Below are 15,679 nucleotides of genomic sequence, written 5' to 3' on the forward strand. Positions count from 1 at the left end.
TTGACTTTGCAATTGAGTTTGAATACAAGTGGTTAAAATCAAAGATAATAAAAGGTATCATCATTATGGAAGTAATGCCTTATCGCAATAGTCCCCTGATTAAGTTTGCTGCATTTGTTATTGTCGTTGCCGGAATGAAAACTGCTGCAGTGCTTGTTGTCCCCCTTTTATTGGCTGTATTTTTATCCATTATTTGTGTGCCCCCATTGTTCTGGATGCAAAAAAAAGGTATTCCAAGCCTTGTCGGCATCCTTATCCTGATGCTGGGTGTGATAGCCATACAAATGCTTTTAGTGACACTTGTTTCTTCATCAATAGCAGATTTTTCACGCAATATTCCTTTTTATCAGGAGCGGTTAAAAATTTTGACCTTTGAAAGTTTGCAATTTTTGTCAAGGTATGGTGTTGAACTTGAAATAGAAAAACTGACCGAAATATTTAATCCAAGCCATATTCTTAAACTTGTTGCAAACACACTGAATGGGATGGGAGGTGTTCTGACCAATACATTTTTTATTTTTTTAACTTTTATTTTTATTCTTTCAGAGGCTGCCGGATTTCCCAATAAATTGCGGGCTATTTTAAATGATAAAAATACAGATCTTAAAAAATATGCTGAAATTACAGCCGGCGTGAACAAGTATTTGGGAATAAAAACTCTCACCAGTCTTGCTACAGGAATTGTGATTTTTATCTGGCTGGCTGTTCAGGGAGTCGATTTTCCCGTCATGTGGGGTGTGTTTGCATTTTTATTAAATTATATTCCCAATATCGGTTCTATCATTGCTGCTGTTCCGGCTGTTCTCCTTACCCTCATCCAGTTGGGGCCATTGGCTGCCGGCATTGCTTCCTTGGGTTTTTTAATTGTAAACATACTGGTGGGAAGTGTGATTGAACCCAAGGTCATGGGGCAGGGGACCGGACTTTCCGCCCTGGTGGTATTTTTATCTCTGGCTTTTTGGGGATGGGTGCTGGGACCGGTGGGTATGCTGCTTTCCGTTCCCTTGACCATGGGCGTCAAAATTGCTCTGGGTGGGAGGGAATCCACAAAATGGCTGTCTGTCTTATTGGGGTCAAACAAGGAGGCTTCCAGACTGCTTCGGGCAAAAAATCAATAATTATCCGCCAATAGATGTCATATGACTGATGGGTATGTTTTCGGAGGACTGATCAGTTAACCCGTGAAAGGCTGGTTTCTTTGTCAGTGCAGAAAGGATAATTTTTTTTAACTCATCATCAGACGCACCATTCCGAAGCGGATTTAAAATATTTTTTTCATAGTTATTTAAGAGGCAGGGGCGTAGTGTCCCCCTTGATGTCAGTCTTAACCTATTGCACTCACTACAGAAATGAGAACTGATCGGAGTAATAAAACCCACAATTCCCCTGGCGCCTGAAATTTGGAATTTTTTTGCAGGGCCATCATTGAAAGTTCTTTCTACAGGCACAAGTTTTCCAAATCTGGATTCGATTTTTTCTCTAATTTCCTGGGTTAATATCTGCTGTTGTTTTTCGACTGCAGAATTGCCCATGGGCATGTATTCGATGAACCGGATATGAAATGGATATTTTAATGTCAAGGCGGTAAGATTTTCAATTTCATCATCATTAATCCCCCTTAAAATGACAGCATTGATTTTTACAGGGGATATTCCCAGTTCATGGGAAGCAAAAATGGATTCCCAAACCTGTTTGAACCTATCCCTGCCTGTGATCTGAGAAAATTTAACAGGGTCCAGGGTATCCAGGCTGAAATTGAGCCGTTTGATACCAAAAGAGGTCAGCTGTTCTATTTTTTTCCGGGTCAACAATGCCCCATTGGTAGTAATGGAAATGTCCTTGAGGTTTTCAATGGCACACAACCGATTCAGGAATGAAAAGATATCCTTTCTTACAAAAGGTTCTCCTCCGGTAATTCTGACTTTTGTTATGCCAAGTTCGCAGGCAAGTTTTGTGATTCGCAAAATTTCCTCGTACCGGGCAATTTTTTTATGTTCAATCACTGAGAACGGGGAAGAGGGTACACAATATAGACACCTGAAGTTACACCGGTCAGTAACTGAGATGCGGAGATAATTAATGGTGCGGTTACTGGCAATCATTTTTATTTTCTGCTTTCATAGTAAGTCAACAAAGAATCCACAAGACCTTGAATGGTATACTCTTTAGCTTCAATGTCAGGTTCAATATCAAAGGATCTTGCCGTGTCGGACGTGATAGGCCCGATAGAGGCCGTCACCACATTTTTTAGAAGTTTTTTGGCCTCTTTTAATTCAAGCAGTGATATAAAATTGGATACCGTGGAAGAACTTGTGAAGGTTATGGCGTCAATTTCATTGTTTTCCAAAAGTGAGATCAACTCTTCTTTTCCATCAGCATTGAGCCGGGTTTCATAGGCGGTAACTTCATCAAGGCGCGCCCCCATTTTTGTCAATTCTTCAGGCAGGATGGTTCTGGCTAGTTTTGCCCTTGGCAGCAATACCTTTTTATCCTTTATTCCAAGGGTTGAAAAGGCATCAATCACACTTTCAGCCCTGTAGGTTTCAGGCAGGATATCACTGATAATGCCGTAATCTTTTAACCGTTCCTTTGTCACAGGGCCGATACATGCAAATTTAAGGTGTCCCAATGCTCTCACATCTTTGCCCATATCAAATAAGGTATCAAAAAAGTATTTAACACCATTGACACTGGTAAAGATAAGCCAGTCATAATTTTTTATATTTTTAATGGATTCTTTTAAAGGGGCTGTATCTTCAGGCGGAGCAATTTGAATGGTTGGAATTTCAATGCACAGGGCTCCAAGTTTTGAAAGCGTTGACACAAGGCCGCTTGACTGGGCGCGGGCTCTGGTAATCACAATTCGTTTCCCAAATAAGGGCCTTTTATCGAACCATGAAAGCTCATCCCTTAACGAGACCACATGACCGATAACAATAATAGCCGGTGATTTAAGATTTGCCTGTTTAACACGCTCAGCAATATTTTCAAGGGTTCCTGTGACGGTCTGCTGCCTGGCAGTAGTGCCCCATCTGACCAGGGCAACCGGTGTGTCTGAAGGTTTGCCATGTTTAATCAGATTTTTTACAATATTTTCAAGGTTTTTAACCCCCATTAAAAACACAAGGGTGGCATTGGATTTGGCATATACGTCCCATTGCATGGAGGTATCTTTTTTTGTGGGATCTTCATGCCCGGTAATAAAGGATACAAAAGAGGTATGATCCCTGTGGGTCACCGGAATTCCTGCATAGGCAGGGGCGGCAATAGCCGAGGTAACACCTGGGATCACTTCATAGGGCACCCCGTGGCTCAAAAGCATCTGGGCCTCTTCACCACCCCGGCCGAATACGAATGGATCACCGCCTTTCAGCCTGGCCACATCAAACCCCTGTTTGGCCTTGTCCACCAGCAACAGGTTGATTTTATTCTGGGAAAGGGTGTGGTCCCCGCCTTTTTTACCCACATAAATAATCTGGGCATCGCTTTTGGCATAATCCAGTAAAAAAGGAGATGCAAGATAATCATAGACCACAACGTCTGCATGTTCGATACAGTCTTTTGCCTTAATGGTTAAAAGGCCCGGATCACCCGGACCGGCCCCAATCAGATATACCGTGCCCGTCTTATCCTTCATTTGAATTCAAACTCTCCAGTATTCTTTTCCCGCCTTTTTCAAGGACCTGGTCGGCTAGCGCCTGACCATGGCTTTCCACTTTATCCATCGGGGAAACAATTTGTTCTTTAATTAACGCTTTACCGTCGACCGAGGCGACAACCGCAGTCAGTACCACTTCATTGCCTGTAATTTTGCCGAAACAGGCCACCGGGATATGGCAGGAGCCTTCTATCTGTTTTAAAAATGCCCGTTCTCCTGTCACACAGATCCGGGTGTCAGAATGGTCGAGTTTTTTCATTATAGGGGCAATATCATCATCATTTTCTCTGGTTTCGATACAAAGCGCTCCCTGTCCCACAGCCGGCAGCATAATCGTTTCATCCAGGTATTCGGTGATCTCGTTTTTCTGTCCCAGACGCCGAAGACCCGCTGCCGCCAGCACAATGGCATCATAGTCACCGGATTTCAGTTTTTTGATCCGGGTGTCTAAATTACCCCGGATGGATTCAATGGTGACATCCGGCCTGATATGTTTAATCTGGGAGGCACGCCTGAGACTTGAAGTGCCGATTTTAGCCCCCTTTTTATAATCAGCCAACAAATAATTGTCTTTTGAAATGAGAACATCAAACGGGTTTTCTCTTTCAGGGATAGCGCCTATCACAAGGCCTTCAGGAAGTTCACCCGGCATGTCCTTCATACTGTGAACAGCAAGATCGATATCGCTGTTTAAGAGCGCATTCTCGATCTCCTTGACAAACAGGCCTTTCCCCCCCACCAGGGCAAGGGGTCGGTCCGTGATCCTGTCACCGGTTGTTTTAATGATATTCAATTCAACATCAAGGACAGGGAAAAGACGTTCGATTTCTGATTTGATAAAATTGGCCTGCCACAAAGCAAGCTTACTTCCCCTGGTACCAATACGTATTTTTTTTTTCATGGAAGCTTATCCAACCCCGCAGGAAGAACAGTTGGTAGATGAGCAGCTGCCGCATGCTGAGGAACCCGCTGATGATTTGACTTGAGTTTCACCGGAAGGCCCGGATGATTTTGAAATAAATCCGCAGGCAGACATCAGCCGGGATAGGTCCTGGCTGTCACATGACGGACATTCAGGTGTTGAGCCCCCCATAACAAGGGCCTCAAAGTTTTCTCCACAATGGTTGCATTTATATTCATAGATTGGCATTTTTTTAACCCTATCTTTTTTCTGATTTATTTAAACAAACCAATATAAGGATTTAATTGAGGATTTTCAAGTCAGTATTTTTATGCCTTCAGGGGGATCTCTTGTAAATTGAAAAAAGGTTTTACTATCAATTTATAACCCAGCTTATATTGCTGGAAATTATAAAGATCAATTATTCATTCCCGGCATAATAATTCTTGATTCTTTTTCCTTTTTCTGCTGTTCCTGCATCTGTCTAAAACTCTCCACTACCTTCTGGGTTTCAGCTTCCATAGCTTTCGGGAATATGTCCATGGCCTCTTCAAGTGTTTTGGCCGCAAGTTTTGCCTGTATGGGCACAGGGCCCTGGGGAGTGCTAAGCTGGGTTCTTCCCAGAAAAATGGTTTCTCTGCTGCTGTCTTCTGATTCGTCAAGATGTACAGGTACCAGCCGCTGTATGTTGGCGATCTTGAGGTCTGTGATAGATTCTTCACGATAGAGGTTGTTTTTGTCCACGGTAAAATTCAAGCTGACAGGTTGTCCGCCGGTACTCTTCATAGTATGTCTCCATTCTTAAATTTAAAAAAAAGAATCCTGACCGTTTTTATCAGGATTCTTTGGCATTCTTAACGTGTTTACAAAATGAGCGCAAGGAAAGATTCATCTTTCTAACAGGCACGCCGAATTTTTTCACCATGTTTTTTTACAGGGATTCAATCACGCCGGCGGCAATCAAAGGAATCAGGATTTCATGATGCCCGACAATGCTGTAACCTTTTCCTTTTCCAAGGGTAGGGCGGTTCACCACATTGGTCATGGGCCTGTAATGGCGGATAAAATCAAGATTAACCGTTGTAAAATCATCCAGCGGATGCCCGAGATTTCTGACCAGGGTGACAGCCTTTAAAAATATTTCCGGCAGGATGACAGCAGAGCCGGCATTGATAAACACCCCTTTTTCCAGATCAGTGATTTTTGAGGCAAACAACTTGAAATCATAATGGGACGCTTCTCCACAGGCCCCTGCATCAAAATCAGGATGCATGTGGATGATATCCGTACCAATGGCTACATGAACGGTGACCGGGATATCAAGGGCGCACCCTTTTGCTGTCAGGCTCAGATGTTTGTATTTGAGGTTTTCTTTGAGAATCATGTCTCCCACTGCTTTTCCCAGTCCAATGGATTGTTTTTTAGCATTTTTGATGGCCTGATTGAGAAAAGCTGATGTCTCTTTTGCCATGCCAAAGCTGCCATTGCCAAGGGATTGTGCCACATCTTCCGATGTTCTTCCCGTCATGGCAATTTCAAGGTCATGGATAATGCCGGCCCCGTTCATGGAGACCAGGGTGAAAACATTTTTTTCCATCAGATCAATTACAATGGGAGACATGCCTGTTTTTATGACATGGCCGCCCATGGCAAAACAGACCTGGTTTTTGTTTTTGGCAGCAAGGCTGATAGCCTTTATGACACAGCGAAGATCATTGCCGGCCAGGATGGATGGCAGGGTATCAAGAAATGCTGAAAGGCAACTTCCTTTTTCCCATGGTGTTGAAAAATCCTTTATATCAACTTTGCTGTGTCTGTCCTTGATGGAATAGGTTTTAAGCTTGCTGTAATCTAAGGGTTTAAATGGATCACTCATTGAAAAGAATCCTTTCTGTAAGGTCACACAAAATGTGAGCCAGAAGAATATGAACTTCCTGTATTCTTGCTGTGGTACTCGAATCAACACAAAAGGGGAAATCGCTCAATTCCTTTAATTTGCCCTTGTTTCCTGAGAAACCAATAATGGAAAGCCCCAGTTGTTTTGCTTCCCGAACCGCTTTTATGATATTTGGAGAATTACCTGAAGTTGAGATGCCAAGGGCAATATCTCCTTTTTTCCCGAAAGCCTGGAGTTGTTTGAAAAAGATATCATCATAGGAATAATCATTACCTATACTGGTGATAATGGATGTGTCCGTGGTAAGCGCAAGAGCCGGCAGCGGTCTTCTTTCCATCTGGAATCTGTTGACAAATTCAGCGGCAATATGCTGGCAGTCTGCTGCACTGCCGCCATTTCCGAATAAGAGTATTTTCCTGCCTTTTTTTAGTGTGAGGGCCATCATGGATGCACAGGCTTCTATTTTTTCAATATTCCCGGCGAAAAATTCTTTTTTTGCTTTGATACTCTCTTCAACAGATTGTTGAATCAGTTTTTTCATGATTATTTATTCTTTTGAATAGGTTAATTATGCTATTTTATTTTTTTCTTTGTGAGAAGTTGTGCCTTCAATTTTTCCCTGGATAATTTTTAATCTTTCCTTGAACAGTTTATTGTCCGGTTCAAAGGTAATACTGTTTTTCGCAAAGGTAAGAGCGATATTCAGATTTTTTTCCTGAAGCTCCAGAGATTTTGCATATCCTGACAAAGAAACTGCATCAGAAGGATTAAGCTTAATGGCCTTGTTAAATTCCTTCCCTGCTTTTTCAGGAAGATTTTTATCAAGATAAATTTCACCTTTCATTCTGAACGCCAGGCCTGATTTCGGATTTATCCGGCCGGCCGTTTCCAGATGCGGCATGGCCTGGTCCAGAAGTTCTTTTTTTATGAGCAAATGCCCAAGGAGAAGTTCAACTTCAAAAAGACAAGGATCAATGCCGTGGGCTTTTCGTAAATAGATGATCGCTTTGTCAAGATCACCTTCAATTTGATAAAGAAGGCCGATATTATAAATTACCAAAAGTTCATTGGGGTTAATCGCCATGGCTTTTTTGAATTCAAGTTTTGCCTTATCAAGGTTCCCCATGACACCGAAACAGACCCCGAGGCTGTTGATCAGGTTAATATCATTGGAGTCTATTTCAAGGCCTTTTTCATATTCTATGATTGCCATATCAGATTTATTCAGCTGATAAAGTCGATCTCCGCTGATATTTAATGATGTGGCATTAAAATGGGTCAGAGTGGCTGGTGTGAAAAAGGCAGCATGATCTATGGCTTTGAGGGCGTTGGAAAAGGTTTGAGATTTTGAAAAGTCATGACAGGGGAATTTTGCCACACCCATAAGAATATCTGCTTTAAGGGCAGTTGATATTTTATTTTTTAGTGCAACAATCAGCTGAGAGGCTTTTTTTTCACTATCATAGTCCCAGAATGCCAGGACAAAGGAAGTTTTGTCTAAGTTTTCCCAGAGTCCTCTTTTATTATTCAGAAATGAGTTAAAGGTGGCTTCAAACGTATTGGTTGCTTTTTTTTGAATGGAGTCTGATACATCCGATGAAATCTGGATCACGGCAATAAAAAATTTTTCTCCAGGGATTTTTGTTTCTGAAAGTCTTTTCTCAAAGGCTTTAATCTGGACCGTTTTTGTCCAAAGAAGATCACTAAAATAGGTTTCAGGCGGGTTGAAGTTGGAATCGGCAGAATCGGTTTTTAGAAAATGAATTTCTTTTGAAGAGAATTTACTTGTCATTTTTTTACCAGTACTTTGGCTAAGGTTGAAGAGATGATTGCTTCCTGGCCGTTTTGAATTGTTCTGGGATCCAAAATATATTTATTATTTTCTATCCTGCCGATGATGGCCGGTGTTGCCAGGCGCATGTTGATTTCAAGTTTGGATACCGACATGTTTTTAGGCTGAATAGTGATACACCGGGTCGGAAGATTCAGATCGGGAAATGATCCGCCTCCCGGTCTTGAATTCAGGTCCGCAAAATCAAAATCAGCCAGAGATCCGATATCACCCTTAATAGTTTTGAATAACAGGGTGGCTTTTTCACAAATATCTTTAAAGGACAGGGTCAGCATTTTTAAGGTGGGTATTTCCCGGACGGCTTTTTCCTCATCTCTGTAAAGTTTTAATGTGGATTCAAGGGCTGCAAGGGTCAGCTTGTCAACTCTCAGGGCCCGGGTTAAAGGATTTTTTTTGATTTGATCAATGGTTTCTTTTCGTCCGACAATGATTCCGGTTTGAGGACCCCCCAAAAGTTTGTCTCCGCTGAATGTTACAACATCTGCGCCGGAACGAACAGAATCTGCAACTGTGGGTTCCGGGGGAAGACCGTATTTTGAGAAATCAATTAAGGTTCCGGATCCAAGGTCTTCCATAACCGGGATGTTTGTATTTTTTCCAAGTAATACCAGGTCTTTTAAGGCAACACTGGCTGTAAAGCCTTCAATTTTATAATTACTGGCATGAACTTTTAAAAAAAGCCCTGTGTTATCCGATATGGCATTTTCATAATCCTTGAGATGCGTCCGGTTTGTGGTACCCACTTCCTTTAAGATGCACCCGCTTTTTGACATCACATCCGGTACTCTGAAAGATCCGCCGATTTCAACAAGCTCGCCTCTGGATACAACAACTTGTGTGTCTTCTGCAATGGTGTTTAACGCCAGTAAAACAGCACCGGCATTATTGTTTACTGCAATGGCACTTTGGGCACCGGTCAATTCACAGATCAGTTCATCCACTGCTTCATATCGAATTCCTCTTTTTCCGGTTTTAATTTTCAGCTCAAGGTTGGAATAGGATTGGGCAACACTTGTTATATTTTTCAATGCATCGTCACATAAAAGAGCCCGGCCGAGATTGGTGTGGAGAACTACGCCGGTGGCATTGATGACACTAACAAGTCTGGGTCGGATCTTCTCTTTTGCAATGAGTTGCATCTTCATAAGGATGGTGTCATCGGTTATGGGTGTTTCAATATCTGCCAGAATATTTTTTCTTATATTTTCCAGGGCGGATCTTACGGAATCAAGAATCACACTTCGGGGGATATCAAGGAAGCGATCATCCTTTTTTACAAGTTCCAGAATATGATCAACACCTGGCAAATTCTTGAGGCTTTCATGCTTATCCGAACGGGTCATTTCTCCCCCTTGGATTCTTTATAAAGAGCCAGTACTCCTGATCTTGCAAGTTTCTTGATGCCAAACGGTTCAAGCAGGGCAAGAAGGTCATCAATCGTGTCTTCATTGCCGGTTGCTTCGAAAATATAATAGTGCTGCCCCTCATCCATTATGCGACCGTCGTAGTCTGTGATAATCTTCTTTATTTTTTCCCGGGTTTCAGGCGTTAATTTAATACAGACAAGGGCCATTTCACGTTTTACAGCTTTTTCTCCTGTCATGTTTCTGAGTTTAATGACATTCACAAGGCGCTTAATCTGTTTTTTGCATTGTTCGAGCTGGAGTGGAGTGGCTTTCGTTGTAATGGTGATTCTGGACATTTTTGGATTGGCTGTAGGGGCACCGCAGATGGTTTCAATATTATAGCCCCGTCCGGCAAAAAGTCCTGCAATTCTGGCGGTTACACCGGGTTCGTTTTCTACCAGCATGGTAAGTATGTATTTTTCCTGATTCATAATTTGAATCAGTATCAATGATTGCCGGATTTGTAAAGCTAAGAATAAACTGACGAGATTGTTGACTAAACCCTCTCACCAGACTATAGGAGAGAATACGTCATTTTTCACTTTTTAATGCAGGGTATTCTTGTATGAAAAAAAAATTAAGTTACGAAGCACTGGAGCGCAGGGTAAAAGAATTAGAACAGCAGGTTTTCAGGCATAGCAGTGACTACCAGGCCCGAAAATATCTTTCTATTGCCAGGGTCTTATTTGTTGCCCTTGATAAAGAAGGGAATATCACGCTCATTAATGAATACGGCTTGGAAATTCTGGGTTATCAGAGAGAAGAACTTGTGGGTAAAAACTGGGTTAAAACCTGTGTGCCGGAACGGTTTCAAAAAGAAGTTCTAACGGTTTATCATCAATTGATGGCAGGTGCTATCGAACCGATTGAGTATTATGAAAATACAGTGTTAAGAAAAAATGGAACAAAGCGTATTATTGCCTGGCACAACGCTATCTTTAAAAATTCAAATGGTGATATTGTTGGATCTTTAAGTTCAGGAAATGACATCACTGAGCAAAAACAGACCGAACAGGCGCTTGTCGAAAGTGAGGAAAAATATCGTATCCTGTTTGAAAAATCCAAAGATGCTATTTTGATAATCGAAAATGAAAAATTTGTTGACTGCAACCAGTCAGCAGTGGATATGCTGGGGTATAAAAACAAAACAGAATTTCTTAAAACCCATCCTTCGGAACTTTCCCCGGACAATCAGCCGGATGGTGAAAACTCTTTCGTAAAAGCAAAAAGAATGCTGGATCTTGCGTTGAAAAATGGCAGCCACTTGTTTGAATGGGATCACACCAGAGCAAATGGAGAAGTTTTTCCTGTAGAGGTTCTTCTAACGACAATCTCCAACCAGGAAGGCAACCGGAAAATTCATACTATCTGGCGGGATATCACCCATCGCAGAAAGGAAGAAAAAGCCCGACAAAAAGAGAAAGAAACCCTTTCGACAATTCTTGAAAGCACGCCCCATGGAATTGCATTGATTGGCAGCCATGGTAAATATCGCTATGTAAATCCTTTTTTTACAAAAATTACAGGATATACGCTTGAAGATATTGCCACCAAAGAAGACTGGTTCAAGAAAGCGTATCCAGATAAAAAGTATCGAAAGAAGGTTTCTGAAGTATGGACCAATGACAACAATCATTCATATCGGGGAAAGCATCGAGAATTCAAGATCAGGTGTAAAGATGGTCAGTCAAAATATATAGAATTCAGATCTACTTTTTTAAAGGATCGAAAAATTTCTGTGCTGACAGATGTTACACAACGCAGGAAAATCGAGGAAGCACTGAGAGAAAGCGAAGAAAGGCTTCGGACTTTGATGGAAACCATTGTAGACCCGGTGCTGGTATATGATGTAAAAGGGAAGGTGTCATACCTTAATCCTGCTTTTACCCGTGTGTTTGGATGGAGTTCGGACGAGCTTGTGGGTCACCGGATCGACTTTGTTCCGGATAAAGAAAATTCAGTAGCGAAAAAAGTCGTAGCCGAGGTTCTAAAAGGGAAGGGCCTGTCCGGATTTGAGACAGAGCGGAAAACCAGAAGCGGCCGTACGATTGCCGTCCGGATCGGTGCAGCACGGCTTCTGGATATCCATGACAAGCCCGACGGCATTGTGGTTAATTTTCAGGACATCACCCGGGAAAAACGAGCACAGGATGAATTAAACCAGATGAACCAGGAGCTTGAAAAAGCAATTGAACAGGCAAACATGATGGCGCAAAGAGCTGAAATTGCCAACGCTGCCAAAAGTGAATTTCTTGCCAACATGAGCCATGAAATCCGCACCCCTTTAAACGGCGTCCTTGGGATGGCCGGTCTTTTACTGGATACAGTTCTTACCAATGACCAGCGGCATTATGCCAACATTGTGCAGAACAGTGGAGAATCCCTCTTAACCGTGGTTAACGATATCCTTGATTTTTCAAAAATAGAAGCCGGCAAGCTTGAGATGGAAGTCATCGATTTTGACCTGCGTTCCCTGCTTGATGATTTTGCGTCCATGATGTCTTTTCGGATTCAGAAAAAGAACCTGGAATTTATTTGCGCCGCATCCCCGGACATGCCTGCCCTGATCCGGGGTGACCCCGGACGGCTTCGGCAGATTCTTACCAACCTTGTGGGCAATGCTGTCAAATTTACTGCTAAAGGAGAAATTTCAGTTCGGTCGTACCTGGAAAAAGAGACCCCAAAAGAGGTTAAACTTTTATTCTCCGTAAAAGATACCGGTATCGGGATCCCTGAAGAAAAGCAGGACTTGCTCTTTCAAAGTTTTAGACAGGCAGATGCTTCTACTACCCGGAAATTCGGGGGCACGGGTCTGGGCCTGACCATCTCCAAAAAACTGTGTGAAATGATGGGGGGCAAAATTGGCATAAACAGTGAAGTTGACAAAGGATCTGAATTTTGGTTTACAGCGTGTTTTAAGAAACAGGAAGAACCCGAACATCCTGTCATGCCGGTGCATATACCTGACATGAAGGGATGCCACATCCTGGTGGTGGATGACAATGAGACCAACCGTGACATACTTCAGGGCCAGTTAGGTTCCTGGGGGTGCAGGGTAAAAGATGCAGTGGATGGGTCTGACGCCCTGCGTAAATTCTATCAGGCAGACATTGAAAAAGATCCCTTTCAAGTTGCTATTTTAGATATGCAGATGCCTGGAATGGACGGTCTGTCATTAGGTAAGGTCATTAAAGCAGATGATAACCTCAAATCAGTTCACCTGATCATGATGACCTCAATGGGGCAGGTGGGTGATGCCAAATTATTTGAAAAAGCAGGATTTGCAGCTTATTTAATGAAACCGGTGGGTCATTCAGAGCTGTTTGACTGCCTGTCAACTATTATATCCGGTGATTCCAAACCCCTACAGGAAAGTGCCATTATCACCCGACACACGGTTCGGGAAATGCAAAGAAAGAATATTCGTATCCTCCTGGCCGAAGATAACATTACAAATCAGCAGGTCGCCACAGGCCTCTTAAAAAAGTTTGGTTTTATTGGTGTAAAGACGGTATTAAATGGTGTCCATGCAGTAAAAGCACTTGAAGACTCTTTTTATAATCTTGTTTTAATGGATGTGCAGATGCCGGAAATGGACGGTTTTGAAGCCACACGTCAAATTCGAAAAAAAGAATTTGAATCCGGTAAAAAAAGAATACCCATTATCGCAATGACCGCTCACGCCATGAAAAAAGATCGAGATAAATGCATTTCAGTCGGTATGGATGACTATGTCTCTAAACCGGTAGATGCAAAACTTTTTTTGGAAGCCATAGAACGCTGGTTACCTATGGAGAAGGCGGCATCGGATCCTTTGGCTTCAGAGCCTGGCAACACACTGAACCCGGAAACAAACGGGGGAATCAATCTGAGGGTATTTGATAAAGATGCCCTGATGGAACGGGTGATGGGGGACACGAAACTGGCCGAAACGGTCATCTTAAGTTTTCTGGATGACATACCCAGGCAGATGGGTGCGCTCATAAAGTTTATCGATCAAAAAAATACAGGGGATGCAGGAAAACAGGGACATCTAATCAAAGGCGCAGCCGGCAATGTAGGGGCAGATACCCTCAGAAAAATTGCGTATGACATCGAGACAGCCGGGAAAGTCGGGGATTTAGATATGCTTATCCTTCTTGTGCCCCAATTGGAAGAAGCATTTGATCAATTGAAAGTGATAATGGAGGAAATGATCCGATGAAAATATTGATTGCCGAAGATGACAAAACTTCCCGGATCATGTTGGAGTCAGTTTTAAAAAAATGGGGATTTACCCTGGTTTTGGCATGCAATGGGAAAGAAGCATGGGATATCATGCAATCTAAAGATGCGCCTAAGCTTGCCATCCTTGACTGGCAAATGCCTGAAATGAACGGGATTGAGGTTTGTCAAAGGATACGTGAAATCGGCACCTCCAATCCACCCTACCTGATTGTCCTGACGTCAAAAGATGAGAAAAAGGATATCGTCAAGGCCCTTGAAGCTGGTGCAAACGATTTTATTTCAAAACCCTATGATGCTCAAGAGCTGCGAGCCAGAATCAATGTTGGCAAACGGATGGTAAAGCTCCAATTCAACCTTTCCGATGCATATAAAAAATTGAAATATGAAGCCATGCATGATCTTTTGACGAATATTTACAACCGTCGAGCAATTATGGAACTGCTGGAAAAAGAAATCGCAAGGGGAAAACGGGAAAAAACCGGTCTGTGCGTTGGGTTGTGTGATCTTGATCATTTTAAAAAGGTGAATGATACCTATGGCCATCAAATTGGTGATGAGGTATTAATTGCTTTTACTCGATTGGTCACGGACAAGTTGCGGTTAAATGACCATGTGGGCCGGATTGGGGGTGAAGAATTTCTGATTGTGGCTTCTGGATCTAAAGGGTTAAAACAAGACGTCATGTTTGAACGGATCTGTGAGTACGTTCGTAGCAGTGAAATCTCCACTGAAAAAGGGAGTGTCCCCATTACTGTCAGTATCGGGGTGGCCCGATATACGGGTGTTGAAAATTCTGACGTCTTGCTGGCAACAGCAGATACGGCCTTATACCATGCCAAGAAAACGGGACGAGACAGCGTTGTTTATGCAGATAATATATAGCAACCCTGTAAGATAATGGATTTTTTTAAAAATCAGTATTGCTATATTTGTGATTCAGAAAGAGGCATCTTTGATAGAGAAACAGGAAAAATAAATATTTGATAAGGATTTGGTTATGCAAAAAACTGGCAAGGATTATATTGTATTTCCATTGGATTTTGCTTCTGTAAAGGAAGCAAAAGAGTATGTAAAACTCCTTGATGCAAAGGTGGGAATGTTTAAAATCGGGCTGGAACTGTTTATTGATCAGGGACCGTCCGTAGTTCAAATGGTCAAAGAGATGAGCGGCGCAAAAATATTTCTTGATCTTAAGCTTCATGATATTTCAGCTACTGTTTTAAGAGCCATGGGAAGGATTGCAAATTTAGGAGTTGATCTTGTAACCGTCCATTGCTCATCATCAAAAAATATGCTTGAAAAGGCTGTGCAGGGCGGACAGGGGAAAACAGGGGTACTGGGTGTTACCCTTTTAACAGATAATGATGCAGAAGCGGTTAAAGCTTCAGGGTTTAAAGATGAATTTGTGGGAAACCCCCAGCATCTTGTCATGCTTCGGGCAAAGATGGCATATGATGCCGGGTGCAAAGGGGTGGTCTGCTCAGGCCAGGAAGTTCAAGAGATAAAGAAAAGTTTTGGGAAATCTTTCCTTGCCGTAACACCGGGGATCAGACCGGCATGGACGCTTCTTGAAAATGATGATCAAAAAAGGGTAACTACGCCCGGCAAGGCAGTTACCCTTGGCAGTGATCTGATTGTCATCGGCCGGCCCATAAGGAATGCCGATGATCCTGCTGCGGCTGCACAAAAAGTAATTAAAGAGATCGAAGCAGCTCTGAACCCGTCAGATAATATCTAG

The 15,679-nt window shown here is 42.5% G+C and carries 14 protein-coding genes; 4 read left to right on the plus strand and 10 right to left on the minus strand.

Going from position 1 to position 15,679, the window contains the following annotated elements:
- The first annotated feature begins 65 nt into the window (after positions 1–65).
- Positions 66–1,118, plus strand: coding sequence for an AI-2E family transporter (locus HGJ91_RS09905; protein ID WP_291347581.1), 1,053 nt, complete (start codon positions 66–68; stop codon positions 1,116–1,118).
- Here the strand turns inward: HGJ91_RS09905 and moaA are convergent, their stop codons facing one another.
- The 10 genes from moaA to ilvN all read right to left on the minus strand — a co-directional run bounded on the left by moaA (position 1,119) and on the right by ilvN (position 10,145).
- Positions 1,119–2,102 carry a GTP 3',8-cyclase MoaA gene (moaA, locus tag HGJ91_RS09910; protein WP_291347582.1) on the minus strand — a complete coding sequence of 328 codons (984 nt, stop codon included), beginning with the start codon at positions 2,100–2,102 and terminating at the stop codon, positions 1,119–1,121.
- Positions 2,103–2,104: 2 nt separating this feature from the next.
- The gene (gene cobA, locus HGJ91_RS09915) at positions 2,105–3,637 is read right to left on the minus strand and encodes a uroporphyrinogen-III C-methyltransferase (RefSeq protein ID WP_291347583.1); all 1,533 of its coding nucleotides are present in this window, start codon (positions 3,635–3,637) and stop codon (positions 2,105–2,107) included.
- Positions 3,627–4,559, minus strand: coding sequence for a hydroxymethylbilane synthase (gene hemC, locus HGJ91_RS09920; protein WP_291347584.1), 933 nt, complete (start codon positions 4,557–4,559; stop codon positions 3,627–3,629). The genes cobA and hemC overlap by 11 nt, the downstream gene beginning before the upstream one ends.
- A gap of 6 nt (positions 4,560–4,565) precedes the next feature.
- On the minus strand, positions 4,566–4,808 hold the full coding sequence (locus HGJ91_RS09925; RefSeq protein ID WP_291347585.1) for a zinc ribbon domain-containing protein: 243 nt from the start codon (positions 4,806–4,808) through the stop codon (positions 4,566–4,568).
- 168 nt (positions 4,809–4,976) lie between these two features.
- Positions 4,977–5,345 (minus strand): cytoplasmic protein, encoded by a 369-nt coding sequence (locus tag HGJ91_RS09930; RefSeq protein ID WP_291347586.1) that lies wholly within the window; start codon positions 5,343–5,345, stop codon positions 4,977–4,979.
- 145 nt (positions 5,346–5,490) lie between these two features.
- The gene (locus tag HGJ91_RS09935; protein ID WP_291347587.1) at positions 5,491–6,435 is read right to left on the minus strand and encodes a hypothetical protein; all 945 of its coding nucleotides are present in this window, start codon (positions 6,433–6,435) and stop codon (positions 5,491–5,493) included.
- Positions 6,428–6,997, minus strand: coding sequence for an SIS domain-containing protein (locus HGJ91_RS09940; RefSeq protein ID WP_291347588.1), 570 nt, complete (start codon positions 6,995–6,997; stop codon positions 6,428–6,430). Before HGJ91_RS09940 ends, HGJ91_RS09935 begins: the two co-directional genes overlap by 8 nt.
- 27 nt (positions 6,998–7,024) lie before the next feature.
- Positions 7,025–8,248, minus strand: a complete 1,224-nt coding sequence (locus HGJ91_RS09945; protein WP_291347589.1) for a hypothetical protein — start codon at positions 8,246–8,248, stop codon at positions 7,025–7,027.
- A complete protein-coding gene (gene selA, locus HGJ91_RS09950) occupies positions 8,245–9,651 on the minus strand; it encodes an L-seryl-tRNA(Sec) selenium transferase (protein WP_291347590.1) in 1,407 nt (468 codons plus the stop codon). Before selA ends, HGJ91_RS09945 begins: the two co-directional genes overlap by 4 nt.
- A complete protein-coding gene (gene ilvN / locus HGJ91_RS09955; RefSeq protein WP_291347591.1) occupies positions 9,648–10,145 on the minus strand; it encodes an acetolactate synthase small subunit in 498 nt (165 codons plus the stop codon). Before ilvN ends, selA begins: the two co-directional genes overlap by 4 nt.
- 134 nt (positions 10,146–10,279) lie before the next feature.
- On the opposite strand from ilvN, the gene HGJ91_RS09960 reads away from it, so the two are divergent.
- The 3 genes from HGJ91_RS09960 to pyrF all read left to right on the plus strand — a co-directional run bounded on the left by HGJ91_RS09960 (position 10,280) and on the right by pyrF (position 15,679).
- Positions 10,280–13,918, plus strand: coding sequence for a PAS domain-containing hybrid sensor histidine kinase/response regulator (locus HGJ91_RS09960; protein ID WP_291347592.1), 3,639 nt, complete (start codon positions 10,280–10,282; stop codon positions 13,916–13,918).
- Positions 13,915–14,823, plus strand: coding sequence for a diguanylate cyclase (locus HGJ91_RS09965; RefSeq protein ID WP_291347593.1), 909 nt, complete (start codon positions 13,915–13,917; stop codon positions 14,821–14,823). Before HGJ91_RS09960 ends, HGJ91_RS09965 begins: the two co-directional genes overlap by 4 nt.
- A gap of 115 nt (positions 14,824–14,938) precedes the next feature.
- Entirely contained in the window at positions 14,939–15,679 is a 741-nt protein-coding gene (gene pyrF / locus HGJ91_RS09970; RefSeq protein ID WP_291347594.1) for an orotidine-5'-phosphate decarboxylase, read from the plus strand.

The organism is Desulfobacula sp., from assembly GCF_014237455.1.
Lineage (GTDB): Bacteria > Desulfobacterota > Desulfobacteria > Desulfobacterales > Desulfobacteraceae > Desulfobacula.